Here is a 16,932-nt window from a genome sequence, read left to right as displayed (position 1 = left end):
GCCGCGAGCCTTCGAATTTTGCGAAGGCGGTTTCCACAATGAGCAATTCCCCTGGGTGCTTCCCCGTGCCCAGAATGGGCTCGCCCTTGCGCTTGACCTGCCTCAATAACAACAACACGTCAGACCAGGAGATACGGCTTGTCCAGGATCAATTCCGCTGTAAAACCGTGCCACCGCATTGCCGTGATCGCCGGTGACGGCATCGGCCGCGAAGTGGTGCCCGAAGGCCTGCGCGTGCTGGAAGCCGTCAGCCGGCGCTTCGGCATCGATCTTGAGTTCGATCATTTCAACTGGTGCAGCGAGCACTACCAGGTCCACGGCAGCATGATGCCCGAGGACTGGGCCGAGCAGATCGGCGACCACGAGGCGATCTTCTTCGGCGCCGTCGGCGCCCCCGACATCGTCCCCGACCATATTGCGGTCTGGGACTCGCTGCTGAAGATCCGCCGCCAGTTCGACCAATACGTGAATATCCGTCCGGTGCGCCTGATGCCCGGAGTGCCGTGCCCCCTGGCCGGACGGGTGCCGGGGGACATCGATTTCATCGTGGTCCGGGAAAACACCGAAGGCGAATATTCCAGCGTCGGTGGCCGCATGTGGGAGGGCACCCCGCGGGAGATTGCCCTGCAGGAGTCGGTGTTCTCCCGTCACGGTGTCGACCGGGTGGTGAAGTACGCCTTTGAACTGGCCAGCCGCCGACCCCGGCGCAATCTGGTGGCGGCCACCAAGTCCAATGGCATCGCTATCACCATGCCGTTCTGGGACGAGCGGGTGGAGCAACTCGCCAAGGCCTATCCCCAGGTCGATACCCGCAAGTTCCACATCGACATTCTCTGCGCGCACTTCGTCCAGCACCCGGACTGGTTCGATGTGGTGGTGGCTTCCAATCTGTTTGGCGACATCCTTTCCGACCTGGGTCCGGCCTGTACCGGGACCATCGGCATTGCACCCTCGGCCAACCTCAATCCGGAGCGTCTGTACCCTTCGCTGTTCGAGCCGGTGCACGGTTCGGCGCCGGACATCGCCGGTCTCGGGGTGGCCAACCCGATCGGCCAGATCTGGTCGGCGGCCCTGATGATCGAACACCTGGGGCAGGGCGACGAGCTCTACCAACGGGCCGCGGCGGCGATTGTCGGAAGCATCGAGACGGTGCTCGCCGAAGGCCCGCGCACCCGGGAAATGGGCGGCAACGCCAGCACCGTGGAAGTGGGTAGGGCGATTGCCGAATGTCTGGCTGGAAACAGGAGCTGAGCTGATGAGTCTGGAACACTACATCGACAACCAATGGCAAGCCTCGTCCTGGGCCGAGGACATTCCGGTACTCGACCCCAGCACCGGCATCAGCTACGCGCGCATCGCCCGCGGCACTGCCGAGGACATCGACCTGGCGGTGCAGGCCGCGCAGCGGGCCCTGGGGGACAACTTCGATGGACCCTGGGGCAGCCTTTCGGCACTGGAACGTGGGCGCCTGCTGGCGCGTCTAGGCCAGGCGGTGCTGGAGCACCATGAAGAGCTGGCGCAGATCGAGGCCCGTGACACCGGCAAGGCGCTGAAGGTGGCCCGGGCCGACGTCACGGCCCTCGCGCGCTACTTCGAGTACTACGCCGGGGCCGCCGACAAACTCCACGGCGACACCTTGCCCTATCAGGCTGGCTACACCGTGCTCACCGTGCGCGAGCCCCACGGCGTCACCGGGCACATCATTCCCTGGAACTACCCGATGCAGATCTTCGGCCGCAGCGTCGGCGCCGCTCTGGCGGCGGGCAACGCCTGTGTGGTCAAACCCGCCGAGGACGCCAGCCTGTCGCTGCTGCGGCTGGCGGAACTGGCGGCCAAGGTCGGTTTTCCGGCAGGCACGATCAACGTGGTCAGCGGCTATGGCCACGAAGCCGGCGCGGCGTTGTGCGCCCATCCTGGCGTCGCGCATATCTCCTTCACCGGTTCCACCGGCACCGGCGCCCTGGTGGCCAAGGCCGCCGCCGAGCGCCATTGCCCGGTGACCCTGGAGCTGGGGGGCAAGTCGCCGCAGATCGTGTTTGCCGACGCCGATGTGGAGCGGGCGCTGCCGGTACTGATCAACGCCATTGTGCAGAACAGCGGCCAGACCTGTTCTGCCGGCAGCCGCCTACTGGTGCAACGCAGCCTCTACGAACCGCTGCTGGAGCGCCTGGCCCAGTGCTTTGGCCAACTACGTGCCGGGCCCTCGGAGCTGGACCTGGACCTGGGCCCGCTGATCAATCAGAAGCAGCTGCGCCAGGTGCGCGAATTCGTCCGTGAGGCCGAAGCCGCCGGCATCCCGGTGGCGGCGCGCGGGCAGGTGGTGGCCGAGGCCGGCAGCGGCGGCTACTTCCAGGAGGCGGTGCTGTTTCGCGATGTACCGCCAGACAGCCGTCTGGCCCGAGAGGAAGTGTTCGGCCCGGTGCTGGCGGTGATGCCCTTCGAGGATGAGGCCGACGCCATCCGCCTGGCCAATGACAGCGCCTTCGGCCTGGTGGCCGGGGTCTGGACCCGAGACGGTGCGCGGCAGTTGCGCATGGCCCACAAGCTGCGTTGCGGCCAGGTGTTCATCAACAACTACGGCGCCGGAGGCGGTGTCGAACTGCCCTTCGGCGGGGTCAAGGCCAGCGGTTATGGCCGGGAGAAGGGCTTCGAGGCGCTGCTGGGTTTCACCACCTTGAAGACCATTGCCATTCGTCACGACTGAGGGCCGCCACGACGGCGGCCCATAACAACAAAAACAGGAGTCACTCCCATGCGTCTAGCCAACAAGACTGCCATCGTCACCGGCGCCGGTTCCGGCTTTGGTGAAGGTATCGCCAAGACTTTCGCCCAGCAGGGCGCCCGGGTCATCGTCGCCGACATGAACGCCACGGGCGGCCAGCGGGTGGTGGACCAGATCCGCGCCGCTGGCGGCCAGGCCCACTTCATCGAGGTCAACGTGGCCCAGGACGCCAGCGTTGGCGACCTGCTGCGCAATACCCTGGAGCAATACGGCGGCCTGGACATCGTGGTCAACAACGCCGGCACCACCCACCGCAACCGGCCGATGCTGGAAGTGGACGAGGCCGAGTTCGACCGGGTGTTTGCGGTCAACGTGAAAAGCATCTACCTCAGCGCCAAGCACTTCGTGCCGCATTTTCGCGGCCAGGGCGGCGGGGTGTTCATCAATATCGCCTCCACCGCGGCGATCCGGCCGCGCCCGGGGCTGGTCTGGTACAACGGCAGCAAGGGCGCGGTGGTGGTGATGAGCAAGACCATGGCCGCCGAGCTCGGGCCGGACAACATTCGCGTCAATTGCGTCAATCCGGTGGTCGGCGCCACGGCCCTGCTCAGTGAGTTCATGGGCGTGCCGGACACCCCGGAAAACCGCCAGAAATTCATGGCCAGCATTCCCCTGGGACGTTTCTCCACCCCTCAGGACGTGGCCAACGCCTGTCTGTACCTGGCCTCCGATGAGGCGGCCTTTATCACCGGCACCTGCCTGGAAGTGGATGGTGGACGCTGCGTCTGATGATCTGTAGAAAGCCCTTTGGCTAAATCCAAACCCAGCTACGGAGTGCAGTCGACATGTGTGGGATCGATAACAACACTAGCCACCCCAATACCAAGCAACTGCTTGAAGGCCTGCCCAAGAACTGGGGCAAGTGGGGCCCGGACGACGAGGTGGGTGCCCTCAACTACCTGCAACAGGCCGAAGTGCTACGGGGCGTGGCCGCCGTGCGCCAGGGCAAGACCTTCACCCTGCAAGTGCAGATCGGCCACCCCGGCGGCGACCCGATGTGGCCGGCGCGCAACCCCTCGATGCGCTTCAACACCCTGGACCGCAGCCACTATCAGGCCGGCAAGCAGCCGTCCATGACCGGCGGTGCCGAGTACTGCGACGACGTGATCTTCATGCAGCTGCAGGGCTCGACCCAGTACGACGCCCTGGGCCACGCCTGGTACGACAACCAGCTGTGGAACGGCTACGACGCCAGCAGCACCGTTGGCGGCATGGCCAAGGCCAGCGTGCTGCCGATTGCCGAGCGTGGCGTGGTAGGCCGCGCGGTACTGATCGACATGGCCCGCCACCGCGGCAAGAAGTACCTGGGGCGCGGCGAGACCTTCAATCACCTGGACCTGCTGGCCGCCGCCAAGGCCCAGGGCGTGGCCATCGAGAAGCGCGACATCCTGATCATCCGTACCGGCTCCATGGGTGCCTTCTACGAGTACGGCAAGACCGAGTTCTTCAAGGATCTGGTGGAGCCGGGGCTGACCTACAGTCGCGAACTGGTGGACTGGTTCAACCAGATGGAAATCCCCAATCTGGTGACCGACACCATTGCCAACGAAGTGATCACCGACCCGGTGTCCGGGGTGCAGATTCCGCTGCACTGCGCGCTGATGCGCAACCTGGGGATCGCCTTCACCGAGATCGTGCTGCTCGAAGACCTGGCCGAGGATTGCGCCGCCGACGGCCAGTGGACCTTCCTCTACACCGCCGCGCCGTTGAAGATCGTCGGCGGCAGCGGGGCACCGGTGAACCCCATCGTCATCAAGTAGCCGGCGCTTGCTGGTGGAGAGGCGGGCGCAGGGTTTATCCTGCGCCCCCTCACCAAGACCGATAGGGATCATCGACCGATCATGCATGACGATTCGCACTCGCCGGACTGCAGCTGCTGCCTGGATCACGCCAATGCCCATCAGGGCGTACTCGATACCCTGGAGTTGATGGCCGACCACCCCGAGGCCAGCGAGGACGACATCGTCCAACTGCTGCAGGAGCGTGGCTACTCGGCCATCGCCGCGGAAAAACTCAACGCCTTCGTGCCATCGGCCCTGGCCTGGATCGTGCTCAAGCGCCTGGGGGTGAAACACCTGCCCAACCACTTCATCGCCCTGGATGAGGAGGGCGAGGAGGTCCGGGTTCCGGTGGCCGGCCAGCACTACTTCACCGCCGCGCTGACCCTGGCATACGACACCTTTGAAAACGGCTGGAGCAAGGTGCTGCCGCGCAAGACCTACGAAATGGTGGCTGGCCGCAGCGCCGAAATGGCCATGGCCAACGAGGCGCTGTATGCCGGGGAGTCCTTGCAGGGGTCCACCCTGGAGCCCGTGCAACTGCTGCGTCTGGATGCCAAGGCGGCGCTTGAGTAAACGCCCGGCTCGACACTGGCGGGCCGCAGGTTATGGGGTTACCCTGCGGCACTTTTTTCGAGACCGATATGGACCTTCGCCTCCCGTGACCGATACCTGCCCGCCAAACTGCGCGCACTGCGCCCAATACCCTGATCACCAGACCGCCCACCAGGCCGTGGTCGAAGCCCTGCAAGTGATGGGCGCCCACCCCAAGGCCAGCGAAGACGAAATCGTCCAGATGCTCCAGGCGCGTGGCTACTCGGCCATCGTCGCCGAGAAGCTCAACGCCTTTGTGCCCTCGGCCCTGAGCTGGCCGCTGCTCAAGCGCCTGGGGGTGGAGTCCTTCGTCGGTCACTTCATCGCCTACGACGACAATGACCAGGAGGTGAAAATCCCGGTTTCCAGCCAGCACTATTTCACCGCTGCGCTGATGCTGGCCTACAACACGCTCGAAGAGGGCTGGAGCGAGGAGTTGCCGCACAGCACCTTTGTCAGCGTGACTCAACACAGCGCCGAGATGAACGCGGCGAATAAGGTGCTGAACCAGGGCGGCAGCCTGGAGGGCGGGACGATCGGGCCCCTGAAGTTGCTGCGGCTGAGCGCCAGCGAGGTGCTGGAGCAAACGCCTAGCTGATGTAGATGATCTTCGACACCAGCTCCGCGCTGTTCTTGGCCTGGAGCTTCTTCATCAGCCGGGCGCGATGGACTTCCACGGTGCGGTGGGAAATCGCCAGTTTGCGCGCCACTTCCTTGCAGGTCAGGCCGTTGACGATGTGCAGGGAGATTTCCCGCTCGCGAGGGGTCAGGCGCACGGTCGGCGCCAATCGCCGGTCCAGGCGTTCGAAGTGCCAGATCATCAGCCCGAACGGGTCGTCCGGGGTCAGGGAAAAGCCGTGGGCCCGGGCCCAGAACACCTCACCATCGCGGTGCTGCATGAAGCGTTCGTCGGTATAGGAAGCGCCTTGGCCGTTGCGCAGCCAGTGTTCGCTGCGTTCGCCAATGCTCTGGTAATCGGCCTGGGAGGGATACAGCAACAGGGTCAGGTGATCCAGCAGCTGCTCGCGCTCATAGCCGAACAGGTGCAGGAAGGCCTGGTTGCAATCGAGCATGCGCCGATGCCCAGTGATCAACTGCGGTGCGGGTGAAACCTGGAAAGCCAGGCGCTCGAGGTCCTGGAGCTGCTGGGCATGTACGGTCATTGGGCATCCTGCCTCGTGGGGGTTGGTGCGCCGCTCTAGCTGGGCAGGCACTACTTACTGCTGTACGTAGTTGCCCCAACTAGCGTCTGATTTCGGCGCTCGCCATTGTATGGAATGCCCGCTTCAAGCACAGAAGAAAATCACTATGACCCATGCTTCCGTATCCATTGTTGCTGCTGCCCACACGCCTTTCGGTCGTCTGCAGGGCTCGACCCTTGAGGACCTGATTGTCCAGGTCACTCGTGAAGCCCTGGCGGATGCCGCGATTGACGCGGCCGAGATCGACGCCCTGTTCCTCGGGCACTTCAACTCAGGCCTGGTGCCGGACGGCTTTGCTGCCTCACTGATGCTGCAGGCCGACCCGCAACTGCGCTTCAAACCGGCGACCCGCTGCGAGAACGCCTGCGCCTCGGGCTCGGCAGCGATCCAGGCCGGGGTCAACGCGATCCGCAGCGGCGCCGCCGAACTGGTGCTGGTGGTGGGGGCGGAAAAGATGACCGGCAACTCCACCGCCGAAGTCACCCAAGCGCTGGCCGGGGCCGGTTACCAGAACGATCCCCAGGAGGCCGGCCTGAGCTTTGCGCAGCTGTTTGCCCGGGTCGCGCAGCAGTACACCGAGCGCTACCACAGCCCGCTGGCCTCGATGGCGGCGATTGCGGTGAAGAACCACGCCAATGCCATGGCCAACCCGTTGGCGCAGATGCACCGGCCGATGGACTTCGAGCATTGCAACAATGTTTCCCAGAGCAATCCGCTGATCGCGCCGTCGCTGCGCCTCACCGACTGCTCGCTGATCAGTGACGGCGCGGCGGCCATTATTCTGGCGTCACCGCAGCGCGCCCGTTCGTTCCGGCGCGAGGTGGCGATCCGCGCCCTGAGCCAGGTCAATGACCTGCTGCCGATGGCCAGCCGCGACATCCTGGCCTTCGACGGTCCGCAGCGGGCCATTCACGGCGCCTTGCGCGAGGCCGGGGTGAGCCTGGGGGACATGAACTTCGCCGAGGTCCACGACTGTTTCACCATCGCCGAGCTGTTGATCTACGAGGCCATGGGCCTGGCGCCCAGGGGCCAAGGCCATCGGGCGCTGGATGAGGGCATCGTGCGCCAGGGCGGTCGTTTGCCGGTGAACCTGTCCGGTGGACTCAAGGCCAAGGGCCACCCGGTGGGCGCCACCGGGGTCTCGATGCATGCCCTGGGCTTTCGCCAATTGATCGGCGAACCGATTGGCCTCGGCGTGCCCCGTGCCGAATTCGGCTTGCTGTTCAACATGGGCGGAATGGCCGTGGCCAACTACGCCTCGGTCCTGCAAGCGGTCAGGGCCTGAGATGAACATCGCTCATTGGCTGCTGGATGCGGCTCAACGCTGGCCCCAGCGTCCAGCGCTGTTCGAGGGCAACCGCCAGGTGGCCGACTATCAGGACTTCGCGGCGCGGGTCCGGGCTCGGGCCCTGCACTTGCGCCACGGCCATGGCATCGCCCCGGGGGAGCGGGTGGCGTTGCTGATGAAGAACAGTTGCGACTACCTGGAGCTGCTCTACGCCATCTGGTGGAGCGGGGCGGTGGCGGTGCCGGTCAACAGCAAGCTGCATCCGCGGGAGGCGGCCTGGATCGTCGGCAACGCCGGGGCCCGGGCGATTTATACCGACAGCGGTCGGACTTTCGAGCTCCAGGACTTGCCGGACAACTGCCGCGAGTTGCCTGGTTACGCCACCCCCGTGCCGGCTGCAGCCCCGGGCCACGAGCTGGTGGAGCCCTGCCCGCGCGGGGATAACGAGCTGGCCTGGCTGTTCTACACCTCGGGCACCACCGGCCGTTCCAAGGGGGTGATGCTGTCTCACGGCAACCTGATGGCCATGTCGCTGTGCTACCCACTGGATGTGGACCCGGTGCAGGCCCTTGATGCGGTGGTCTATGCCGCGCCGATGTCTCACGGGGCCGGGCTCTACAACTTCATTCACGTGCGCTGCGGTGCCCGGCATGTGGTGCCGGAGTCACGGGGGTTCGATGCGGCGGAGCTGTTCGGGCTGGCGCAGCAACTGGGACAGGTCAGCCTGTTTGCCGCGCCGACCATGGTCAAGCGCATGGTGGAGCAGGCCTGTCGCCAGGGGTATTCGGGCGAGGGGATCAAGACCATTGTCTACGGCGGGGCGCCCATGTACCTGGCGGACCTGGGCCAGGCCCTGGACACCTTCGGCCCGCGGCTGGTGCAGATCTACGGCCAGGGCGAGTGCCCGATGACCATCAGCGCCCTGTCCCGGGAGCTGATCGCCGACCGCGAGCACCCCGACTGGCCCGCGATCGCGGCCTCGGTGGGGCGGCCACAGTCCTGTGTGGAGGTGCGGATAGTCGGTGCCGACGGGCAGTTCCTGACGCCCGGCGAACCCGGGGAGATCGCCGTGCGCGGTGCCCCGGTGATGCACGGTTACTGGGACAACCCGCCAGCCACTCAGGCGACTCTGGTGGACGGCTGGTTGCTTACCGGCGATATCGGTTTTCTCGACAGTCGCGGGTTTCTGACCCTCACGGACCGCTCCAAGGATGTGATCATTTCCGGCGGCAGCAATATCTATCCCCGGGAAGTGGAAGAGGTGCTGATGCAGCATCCCGAAGTGTTCGAGGTCTGCGTGGTGGGGGAGGCGGATGCCGAGTGGGGCGAGGCGGTGGTGGCCTTCGTGGTGCTGCGTTCTCCTGGCGGCCTCGATCCACAGGCGCTCAACCATTGGTTCGTGACCCGCATGGCCTCGTTCAAGAAACCCAGGAAATACCTGTTCTGCAGCGAGCTGCCCAAGAACAGTTACGGCAAGATTCTCAAGACCCGCTTGCGGCAGTGGTTGCAGGACCCCACAGGGTCCGTCGCCGACCTCTGAACGATTTTTCCATGGACAGCAATACGACAGGAGTCTCCAAGCATGGACGTGTCCTCTTGCAATCCCCGGCGCCAGCGGCGCCGGGCTTTTATCGGCGCTACCTCGGGCCACTTGATCGAGTGGTACGACTACGGCGTCTACGGGTTCCTGGCGCTGTACATCGGCAAGGCGTTCTTCGTCTCCGATGACCCCACCAGCAGCCTCTTGGCAAGTTTTGCGGCCTTTGCCCTGAGCTTTTTCATCCGTCCTCTGGGCGGGCTGTTCTTCGGTCCCCTGGCGGACAAGATCGGTCGGCGCAAGACCCTGATCACCGTACTGCTGCTGATGGCCGGTTCCACCTGCCTGCTGGGCCTGTTGCCGACCTACGCCAGCATCGGCATCGCCGCGCCGATCCTCCTGGTACTGATCCGCTGCGTGCAGGGGTTTTCTGCCGGAGGCGAGATCGGCACCATCACCAGCTTCATTTCCGAGTACGCCGGACCTGGGCGCCGGGGCTTCGCCACCTGCTGGCTGATGGTCACCGCGGTGCTCGGCCTGCTGCTGGGCGGCGCCGTGGCCAATGGCATGACCTGGGCCCTGGGGGCCGAGCTGATGCAGGACTGGGGCTGGCGGATTCCATTCCTGATCGCCGGGCCCCTGGGGTTCATCTCGCTGTACATCCGCCTGAAGCTCGAAGACAGCCCGGAGTTCCTGGCCCTGGTGCACGCCGGAGAAACCTCCAAGGCGCCGCTGCGGGAAGTCTGGCAGTGGAAACGCTCGATTGCCCTGGTGTTCTTCATCATCACCCTGCACAGCTCGATCTTTTATCTGGTGCTGACCTTCGCTTCGACCTACATGTCCAACACCCTCAAGTTCGACAGCGGCACCACCTTGCTTTACGTGTTCGTCGCCAGCCTCTCGGCGGCGCTGGTCATGCCCCTGGGCGGCGCCTTCACCGATCGCTACGGACGCAAGCCGTTCCTGATGGTGATCGGCACCCTGGCCACCCTGGCCATGTACTGGTTCTTCAAGTCGGCGCCCAACGCCACCCCGGCCACGTTGTTCTGGCCGCTGATGGCAGTGGCGATCCTGTTCGGGCTCTACGCCTCCTCGACCTACGCCCTGATGAGCGAACTGCTGCCGACCCGCATCCGCTCCACCGGGATTGCCGTGGCCTACAACATCCCCGTTGCGGTGTTCGGGGGCAGTGCGCCGCTGATCTCCACCTGGCTGATCAAGCTCACCGGCGACATCACCGCGCCCTGGTACTTCTACGTGGCCACCGGGGTGGTGTCGTTGATTGCCCTGGTGGTGCTGCGCAAGGAGGACTTTGTCGCCTGCGCTCCCGGCTCGCACAACCACGACAGCCTGAGCCCCCCGTTGCTGGTCAACCCGGCGCCCTGAGCCAGCAGGCCGGTTACGGCCTGGAGGTTCAGCAAGTGGGGGACTCAGAAGCCTTGGGGTTTCCAGCATGCCGCCGGTGGCGCGGCACCGGCACAGGCGCGGTTTTGGCTATACAGCGGTTTTGCCGGCTTGCGGGTTACCGCGCTGTTGCGGGTCCTGATGCAGGTGCGGGTATAGCGGTGCATCTGGTTCAGCGCCAGGTTGCGCAGCCCCTTGGGGCAGATCAACAGGGCCTCGCCGAAAGAGAAGAGTTGAAAGCCCTGAACTTCCAGGCGCTGCTCAGAGGTCAGGCGGGTGTTCCACATCAGTGGGTCCAGGTCATGCAGTTCGAGGTCATCGTGCAGCACGAATCGTTCGATTCCGTCCTGACGCACGTCGAGGCTGCCGGCGGCCTTGTAGGTGATCTGACTCATGGCTCCGGGCAGCACCAGAAGAAATGCTGCGGCCAGGAGCAGGGTGCACATCAGGGCATAGAAGACCCGTTTGTAGGGACTACCGGCCTTGCAGTAGAAGAACACGATGGGCAGCAAGGAGAAGAGCAGCCCCAGGAAGTTCAACAAGGCTGGTAAGTGCGGCGAGTCATTGGACACTTCGTTGTTGTAGGCATTGATGATCAGCAGGCTGGTGAAGATCCCCGAGATCACCGTGCCCAGCAGGCAGAGTGTCAGGGTCACGAACAGGCCACCCCAGGTGCCTCTGCCCGCAGCGGGGTGTTTCTCCAGACTGCTGTGGATCACGCGTTTGAACGCGGGGCGTGACATCACCAGCCCTGTCACCAGTACCACCATCGCCACCAGTATCAGCGACGCCAGTGCCTCACCCAGATGCACGTAGTAGCTGAGCACGATCAGGGTCATGAAGCCTGCCAGGACCGGCAAGGTCAGCCATACCACCACATCTTTCATGTGTTCTGGAGTGTTGCGAAACACATCGTTTGCCAGCCCGAACAGCAGGGTGGTGACCGTAAGCAGCAGCAAGTAGATCAGCATGAGAAACAGCACCATGACCAGCCAGACCACCAGCGCCGATCTGGCATCGATGGAGGCCATGAACAGGTCGGTGCGGCCGATGGCCCGGGTGTACATGTACAGGCTGAACAACCCCAGCGCGGCGGCGCTCAGGCCGATGACGGTGCCGATCTGGCTCCAGTAGTTGAGGACGCGTTTGAGGTTTTTCCTGAACACCTCTTCGAAGGTGGGTCCTGCGACTTGCATGTGGGCACTCCCTGGCAACGGCGATGGCGGCGGGAGTAGAGCAAGACGAGGGGGGCTCTGTCGATGCTTTTGCACGCAGGACCAGGCTCCGACAGGGCCGGTCCCTGGCCCAGTCCTTCAGGCTCGCGCCTCAGCGGTATTGCGCCGCCGCTTGCACAGGGAGCCGCCCCTTGCGCCCGGCTGTCAGGCGATAGGCAATGGCCAGCCAGACGAACCACGCCGGCATCACGCACAGGGCCAGGCGGGTGTCCGGGCGCAGGGCCAGCAACGCCAGGACGAACAGCAGGAACGCCAGGGCGAACCAGGCCATGGGCACGCCGCCGGGCATCTTGTATTGGGAAGCGGCGTGCAGTTCAGGGTGCTTTTTGCGGTAGGCGATGTAGGACGCGAGGATGGTCGACCAGGTGAAGATCACCAGGATCGCCGACACCGTCGACACCAGGGTGAAGGCGGTCATCACCTCTGGAACCACGTACAGCAACAGCACCCCCAGCAGCATCAGCAGGCTGGTGAAGGCCAGGCTGATCACCGGCACGCTATGCCCCGACAGGCGTTTGAACAAGCGTGGCGCGTTGCCCTGGTCCGCCAGGCCGAAGAGCATGCGGCTGGCGGAGAACACGCCGCTGTTGGCCGAGGACGCCGCCGAGGTCAGTACCACGAAGTTGACGATGCCCGCCGCGGCCGGGAAGCCGGCGATCAGGAACAACTCCACGAACGGGCTTTTGCTCGGCGATACCTGCTGCCAGGAGGTCACGGCGATGATGCACGCCAGAGCCAGCACGTAGAACAGGATGATGCGCAGCGGAATCGCGTTGATGGCCCTGGGCAGGGTCCGGCGCGGGTCGCGGGTCTCCGCTGCCGCGGTGCCGATCAGCTCGGTGCCGGCAAAGGAGAAGATTGCCATCTGGAAACCGGCGAAGAAGCCCAGCAGGCCGTTGGGAAAGGCGGCTTGGCGGTCCAGCAGGTGGCTCAGGGAGGCACTCACCCCGGAAGGTGAGACAAAGGCGCTGGCGATCAGCACCAGACTCACCGCGATCAGGGTGACCACGGCGATGATCTTGATGATGGCGAACCAGAACTCCACCTCGCCGAACAGTTTCACCGTCAGCACGTTGAGGGCGAACAGGGTCAGCATCATGGCGATGGCGGGAATCCAGGCCGGTACATCGGGGAACCAGTACTGGAAGAAGCCGCCCACCACCACAGCGTCGCCCACCACCGCCACACTCCAGCTCAGCCAGTAGGACCAGCCGAGGAAGAACGCCGCCTGGGGGCCCAGGTAGGCACCGGCGAAATCGGCAAAGCTCTTGAAGTTCAGGTTGGACAGCAGCAGCTCGCCCATGGCGCGCATCACCAGGTACACGAACAGGCCGATGATCATGTAGATCAGGATGATCGAGGTGCCGGACATGGCGATGATCTTGCCCGAGCCCATGAACAGCCCGGTGCCGATGGCGCCACCCATGGCCATGAGCTGGATATGACGGTTATGCAGGGTGCGTTGCAGCGTCGGGTGCTCGCAGGCCCCGAAGGTATCTGGATTCATCACAAAACCTCTTGATTTTATAGTTGTCGAGTTTTGGCAGTGGAAGGTCGTAGGGGGCTGCGGTCTGTGATTGTTGTGGTGCAGCCGGTTCAGGTAATGCCCGTGAACAGGGGCACGAGGCCGGTTCCCTGTTCATGGGCCACGGGAGCGCTCTTTCAGCCGGCGGCGATCCGTCGCGGTGCCGTTGCCAGGGGGGCGGGGCGCGGTTGGAGCAACTGGTACAGGTCCTTGATATTGGCCGGCGTAGGCACCAGCTGGATCTGCTCGCCGATGCCGTGCTGGCGTGCCAGGTCATGCAGGTAGCGCAGGGACGCGAAGTCTTCCAGGGCGAAACCCACCGAGTCGAACACCGTGACCTGGGCCTCATGCTCGCGGCCCGGCGCCAGGCCCTGGGCAATGCGGAAGTACTCGATGACCGGGAAGTGTGCCGGCATCTGCTGGATATCGCCTTCGATGCGGGTCTGGGGTTCGAATTCGACGATCACCCGGGCGTTGCGCAGGATGTCCGCGTGCAGCTCGGTCTTGCCCGGGCAATCGCCGCCTACGGCGTTGAGGTGCATGCCCGGCTCGATCAGTTCGGGGGTGAGGATGGTGGCGTAGGCCTTGTCCGCGGTGACCGTGGTCACGATGTCCGCGCCCTTGACCGCATCGGCTACCGAGTCGGCGATGCGCACCTCGAGTCCCGGCCAGGCCTGCAGGTTGTGCTTGAGCTTATGGGACGCCTCGACGTCGATATCGAAGATCCGCAGCTCGTTGATGCCGAGCATTTCATGGAAGGCGATGGCCTGGAATTCACTCTGGGCGCCGTTGCCGATCAGCGCCATGCGGCGGGCGTCCTGGCGCGCCAGGGATTGCGCCACCAGGGCTGAAGTGGCGGCGGTGCGTACCGCGGTGGTCAGGGTCAGCTCGCTGAGCAGCACCGGGTAGCCGCTGTCGACCTGGGCCAGCACGCCGAAAGCCATCACCGTCAGCAGGTGCCGGGCGGGATTGCCGGGGTGGCCGTTGACGTACTTGAACGCGTATTGCTGACCATCGTCGGCGGGCATCAGCTCGATGACCCCGGTGGCGGAGTGGTTGGCGGTGCGCGGGGATTTCTCGAAGGCTTGCCAGCGCTGGTAGTCGGCCTGGATGTAGCCGGCCATTTCCCGGATCGCCCGGGCTATGCCCAGGCGTGAATACAGGTCCGCTGCGTGATCCACATCGATGAACAAGGTCATGTCTTTTCCCTCTCGGTCAGAACGTTGAAAACTGCTGGGCGGTGCGACGCTGGCGCATTAGCGGTTGGCATGGCCGTGGAGCACATTGACCGCGTTGATGCCGATCTCATCCACCATGTAGCCGCCCTCCATGACGAACAAGGTGGGTACGCCCACGCTGGCGATGACCTGGCCCATGCCGAGGAAATCCTCGCTTTCCAGAAGGAAGTGGCTGATGGGATCGTCCTTGAAGGTGTCGACGCCCAGGGACACCACCAGTAGCTCCGGGGAGAACTCGCGAAGCCGGGCACAGGCCTGGATCAGTGCTTCCCGGTAGCGCTGCCAGGTGGTGCCTCGGGGCAGGGGGAAGTTCAGGTTGCAGCCTTCGCCGGCCCCGGCCCCACGCTCTGCGGCGAACCCCGAGTAATAGGGGTAGGACACCGCCGGATCGCCGTGCAGCGAGACGAACAGCACGTCATCACGCTCGTAGAAAATGTTCTGGGTGCCGTTGCCGTGGTGGAAGTCCACGTCCAGCACCGCCACGCGCTTCGCGCCCCGGGTCACGGCGTGTTGCGCGGCAATGGCGGCGTTGTTCAGGTAGCAGTAGCCCCCCATGTATTCCCGGGCCGCGTGATGGCCCGGCGGACGGCACAGGGCAAAGGCACTGTCGTGGCCTTCGTCGATCAGCGCCAAGCCGGTGAGGGCGATATCGGCGCTGGTGCGCACGGCATTCCAGGTGGTGGCGGTGATGGGCGAGCCGGCATCCATGGCGAAGAAGCCCAGCTTGCCGTCGATGAACTCCGGCACCTGCTGGTTGGCCAGGTCGCGTACCGGCCACACCAGGGGCAGGGCGTCGTGGCTGCGGCCAGTGGCGTGCCATTCGCTCCAGGCGCTTTCCAGGAAGGTCACGTAGCGTTCGCTGTGGGCGGCGACGTAGCAGGAGCGGTCGAAACTGCGGGGGACGATGATGTCGCCAAGCCCCACGTGCCTGACCCGGTCGCGGACCGTATCGGCCCGGCTGGGTTGCTCGAAGGAGGGCTTGAGCACCCCATCCTTCAACTCGGTGCCGTGGTGCAGGCGGTGGGATTCGCTGAAGACGGTAAGCATGCTGAACGCATCCATTGTGGTTGTCCGGTGCAAATAGTTTGTTCCGGCATGCCTGCGACTTCTTTGCTTTTTGTTCTGATGGAATTAGAGTTTTGGGTAATATTTTTCCATTGGGAGGCTGATTGTGAAAAAAATGACTCGAAGGGTGTCCCTGGACGAAACCGACCTGGCAATCCTCGCCCTGCTGCAGCAGGACGCGAGCATTTCCAATGCCGAACTCAGTGAGCGCCTGTCCCTGAGCCTCACCCCCTGCTGGCGCCGACGCAAACGCATGGAAGAGGAAGGGGTGATCAAGGATTACCAGGCCAACCTCGACCGGCGCCTGCTGGGGCTGGACATCATGGCCTTCGTGCATGTGCGTTTTGCCACCCACTCCGACCAGACGCCGGATGACTTCGAGGCGGTGATCATGCGTCTGCCCGAGGTCCAGGCCTGCCACAAGATCACCGGTGACGCCGACTACCTGTTGCAGGTGCTGGCCCAGGACCTGGACAGCTACAGCGATTTTGTCGAGCAGGTGCTCAGGCGCCAGCCGGGCATCGCCTCGATCCAGTCGAGCCTGGCGCTGCGGGAGATCAAGGCCACCAGCCGCCTGGCGATTGCCCCGGCACCGGCCCGTTGAATCGAACCCGGGTTACTGGAACTCTCCGGACTCCAGGCAGAACGCGACCAGGGCCTGGTCGCTGTCCAGGTTGAGTTTGCGGATCGCCGAGATCTTCTGTGCGCTGACGGTCTTGACACTGCGCTTGAGGTTGGCGGCGATCTGCATCATCGATTCGCCCCGCACGAAGTGCCGCAGCACCTCGTATTCCTTGGGCGTGAGGCTGCTCAAGCCGTCGGCCATGGAGCGCACCGGGCTGCTCAGAAGCTCGTTCTGTTCAAGGCTTGGCGGGTAATGGATGCGTCCCAGGCGGACGTTCTTCAAGGCGCACAGCAGCTCGCTCATGTCGTGGCGCTTGAGCAGGACCGAGCGCACACCGATGTCGTACAGCGCCGCGACGATCATCGGGTTGGACATCATGGTCAACACCAGCACCTGGACCCGTGGAAAGTGGCGGATCAAGTAGGTCACCAGACGGATGCCGTCGCCGAACTTCTCGTCGCCCTCCATGAAGTAATCGGTAATCACCACGTCGATCCGCGGGTCGTCCGAGAGTTGCTGGATCAGCGCGCTGGGGGTGGTGACGGCGGCCACCACCTCGTACTTGGGTGTCTTGTGCAACAGGTCGCTGACGGCAGCGAGCACCAGGGGATGATCGTCGGCCAGGGCAACTCGGATTTTTTTCATGGTGGACACGATCC

At 64.4% G+C, this 16,932-nt stretch carries 16 protein-coding genes; 10 read left to right on the top strand and 6 right to left on the bottom strand.

All coding sequences use genetic code 11. The annotated features are described in order from the left end of the window. The first annotated feature begins 138 nt into the window (after nt 1-138). From ACSSVC_RS22680 to ACSSVC_RS22655, 6 genes are all read left to right on the top strand, one after another. A complete protein-coding gene (locus ACSSVC_RS22680; protein WP_346635330.1) occupies nt 139-1,251 on the top strand; it encodes a tartrate dehydrogenase in 1,113 nt (370 codons plus the stop codon). Between the two features lie 4 nt (nt 1,252-1,255). Beyond that, nucleotides 1,256-2,704 (top strand): aldehyde dehydrogenase family protein, encoded by a 1,449-nt coding sequence (locus tag ACSSVC_RS22675; RefSeq protein WP_346635331.1) that lies wholly within the window; start codon nt 1,256-1,258, stop codon nt 2,702-2,704. Between the two features lie 48 nt (nt 2,705-2,752). Further along, nucleotides 2,753-3,511 (top strand): SDR family oxidoreductase, encoded by a 759-nt coding sequence (locus ACSSVC_RS22670; protein WP_346635332.1) that lies wholly within the window; start codon nt 2,753-2,755, stop codon nt 3,509-3,511. A 56-nt stretch (nt 3,512-3,567) separates the two neighbouring features. After that, nucleotides 3,568-4,542: a cyclase family protein gene (locus ACSSVC_RS22665; RefSeq protein ID WP_110653276.1), complete on the top strand. Its 975-nt coding sequence runs from the start codon at nt 3,568-3,570 to the stop codon at nt 4,540-4,542. 81 nt (nt 4,543-4,623) lie between these two features. Then, a complete protein-coding gene (locus tag ACSSVC_RS22660; RefSeq protein ID WP_404937203.1) occupies nt 4,624-5,136 on the top strand; it encodes a hypothetical protein in 513 nt (170 codons plus the stop codon). An 85-nt stretch (nt 5,137-5,221) separates the two neighbouring features. Continuing rightward, nucleotides 5,222-5,752, top strand: coding sequence for a hypothetical protein (locus ACSSVC_RS22655; protein ID WP_404937202.1), 531 nt, complete (start codon nt 5,222-5,224; stop codon nt 5,750-5,752). Here the strand turns inward: ACSSVC_RS22655 and ACSSVC_RS22650 are convergent. Then, nucleotides 5,745-6,317 (bottom strand): LuxR C-terminal-related transcriptional regulator, encoded by a 573-nt coding sequence (locus ACSSVC_RS22650; protein ID WP_404937201.1) that lies wholly within the window; start codon nt 6,315-6,317, stop codon nt 5,745-5,747. The genes ACSSVC_RS22655 and ACSSVC_RS22650 overlap by 8 nt on opposite strands. 145 nt (nt 6,318-6,462) lie before the next feature. Between ACSSVC_RS22650 and ACSSVC_RS22645 the strand changes: the two genes are divergently transcribed. Genes ACSSVC_RS22645 through ACSSVC_RS22635 form a run of 3 tightly spaced genes read left to right on the top strand, consistent with a single transcriptional unit; the run spans nt 6,463 to nt 10,567 of the window. Continuing rightward, nucleotides 6,463-7,641: an acetyl-CoA acetyltransferase gene (locus ACSSVC_RS22645; RefSeq protein ID WP_346635336.1), complete on the top strand. Its 1,179-nt coding sequence runs from the start codon at nt 6,463-6,465 to the stop codon at nt 7,639-7,641. Between the two features lies 1 nt (nt 7,642). Continuing rightward, nucleotides 7,643-9,184, top strand: coding sequence for a class I adenylate-forming enzyme family protein (locus tag ACSSVC_RS22640; RefSeq protein WP_492611413.1), 1,542 nt, complete (start codon nt 7,643-7,645; stop codon nt 9,182-9,184). A gap of 42 nt (nt 9,185-9,226) precedes the next feature. Then, entirely contained in the window at nt 9,227-10,567 is a 1,341-nt protein-coding gene (locus ACSSVC_RS22635; protein ID WP_346635338.1) for an MFS transporter, read from the top strand. A gap of 44 nt (nt 10,568-10,611) precedes the next feature. Here the strand turns inward: ACSSVC_RS22635 and ACSSVC_RS22630 are convergent, their stop codons facing one another. From ACSSVC_RS22630 to ACSSVC_RS22615, 4 genes are all read right to left on the bottom strand, one after another. Next, entirely contained in the window at nt 10,612-11,781 is a 1,170-nt protein-coding gene (locus tag ACSSVC_RS22630) for a hypothetical protein (protein ID WP_492611412.1), read from the bottom strand. Between the two features lie 130 nt (nt 11,782-11,911). After that, the gene (locus tag ACSSVC_RS22625; protein ID WP_346635340.1) at nt 11,912-13,327 is read right to left on the bottom strand and encodes an amino acid permease; all 1,416 of its coding nucleotides are present in this window, start codon (nt 13,325-13,327) and stop codon (nt 11,912-11,914) included. Between the two features lie 155 nt (nt 13,328-13,482). After that, nucleotides 13,483-14,544, bottom strand: coding sequence for an ornithine cyclodeaminase (ocd, locus tag ACSSVC_RS22620; RefSeq protein WP_492611411.1), 1,062 nt, complete (start codon nt 14,542-14,544; stop codon nt 13,483-13,485). 57 nt (nt 14,545-14,601) lie between these two features. Then, entirely contained in the window at nt 14,602-15,630 is a 1,029-nt protein-coding gene (locus ACSSVC_RS22615) for a histone deacetylase family protein (RefSeq protein ID WP_346635342.1), read from the bottom strand. 133 nt (nt 15,631-15,763) lie between these two features. Here ACSSVC_RS22615 and ACSSVC_RS22610 point away from each other — a divergent pair, with 133 nt between their 5' ends. Then, complete coding sequence (locus ACSSVC_RS22610; RefSeq protein ID WP_170004083.1) at nt 15,764-16,252, top strand: Lrp/AsnC family transcriptional regulator; 489 nt, start codon at nt 15,764-15,766, stop codon at nt 16,250-16,252. 12 nt (nt 16,253-16,264) lie between these two features. On the opposite strand, the gene ACSSVC_RS22605 is transcribed toward ACSSVC_RS22610, so the two are convergent. Beyond that, nucleotides 16,265-16,918: a response regulator gene (locus ACSSVC_RS22605; RefSeq protein WP_346635343.1), complete on the bottom strand. Its 654-nt coding sequence runs from the start codon at nt 16,916-16,918 to the stop codon at nt 16,265-16,267. Between the last annotated feature and the right edge of the window lie 14 nt (nt 16,919-16,932).

It is taken from the genome of Pseudomonas sp. E1BtOHC1, assembly GCF_058744285.1.
This window is presented reverse-complemented; position numbering and strand designations above follow the sequence as displayed.

Bases quoted from the DNA above. Each gene is read 5' to 3' on its own strand.
- ACSSVC_RS22630 (WP_492611412.1), bottom strand. From the start codon at position 11,781: ATGCAAGTCGCAGGACCCACCTTCGAAGAGGTGTTCAGGAAAAACCTC.
- ACSSVC_RS22635 (WP_346635338.1), top strand. From the start codon at position 9,227: ATGGACGTGTCCTCTTGCAATCCCCGGCGCCAGCGGCGCCGGGCTTTT.
- ACSSVC_RS22615 (WP_346635342.1), bottom strand. From the start codon at position 15,630: ATGCTTACCGTCTTCAGCGAATCCCACCGCCTGCACCACGGCACCGAG.
- ACSSVC_RS22650 (WP_404937201.1), bottom strand. From the start codon at position 6,317: ATGACCGTACATGCCCAGCAGCTCCAGGACCTCGAGCGCCTGGCTTTC.
- ACSSVC_RS22670 (WP_346635332.1), top strand. From the start codon at position 2,753: ATGCGTCTAGCCAACAAGACTGCCATCGTCACCGGCGCCGGTTCCGGC.
- ACSSVC_RS22660 (WP_404937203.1), top strand. From the start codon at position 4,624: ATGCATGACGATTCGCACTCGCCGGACTGCAGCTGCTGCCTGGATCAC.
- ACSSVC_RS22645 (WP_346635336.1), top strand. From the start codon at position 6,463: ATGACCCATGCTTCCGTATCCATTGTTGCTGCTGCCCACACGCCTTTC.
- ACSSVC_RS22610 (WP_170004083.1), top strand. From the start codon at position 15,764: ATGACTCGAAGGGTGTCCCTGGACGAAACCGACCTGGCAATCCTCGCC.
- ACSSVC_RS22640 (WP_492611413.1), top strand. From the start codon at position 7,643: ATGAACATCGCTCATTGGCTGCTGGATGCGGCTCAACGCTGGCCCCAG.
- ACSSVC_RS22625 (WP_346635340.1), bottom strand. From the start codon at position 13,327: ATGAATCCAGATACCTTCGGGGCCTGCGAGCACCCGACGCTGCAACGC.
- ACSSVC_RS22665 (WP_110653276.1), top strand. From the start codon at position 3,568: ATGTGTGGGATCGATAACAACACTAGCCACCCCAATACCAAGCAACTG.
- ocd (WP_492611411.1), bottom strand. From the start codon at position 14,544: ATGACCTTGTTCATCGATGTGGATCACGCAGCGGACCTGTATTCACGC.
- ACSSVC_RS22605 (WP_346635343.1), bottom strand. From the start codon at position 16,918: ATGAAAAAAATCCGAGTTGCCCTGGCCGACGATCATCCCCTGGTGCTC.
- ACSSVC_RS22675 (WP_346635331.1), top strand. From the start codon at position 1,256: ATGAGTCTGGAACACTACATCGACAACCAATGGCAAGCCTCGTCCTGG.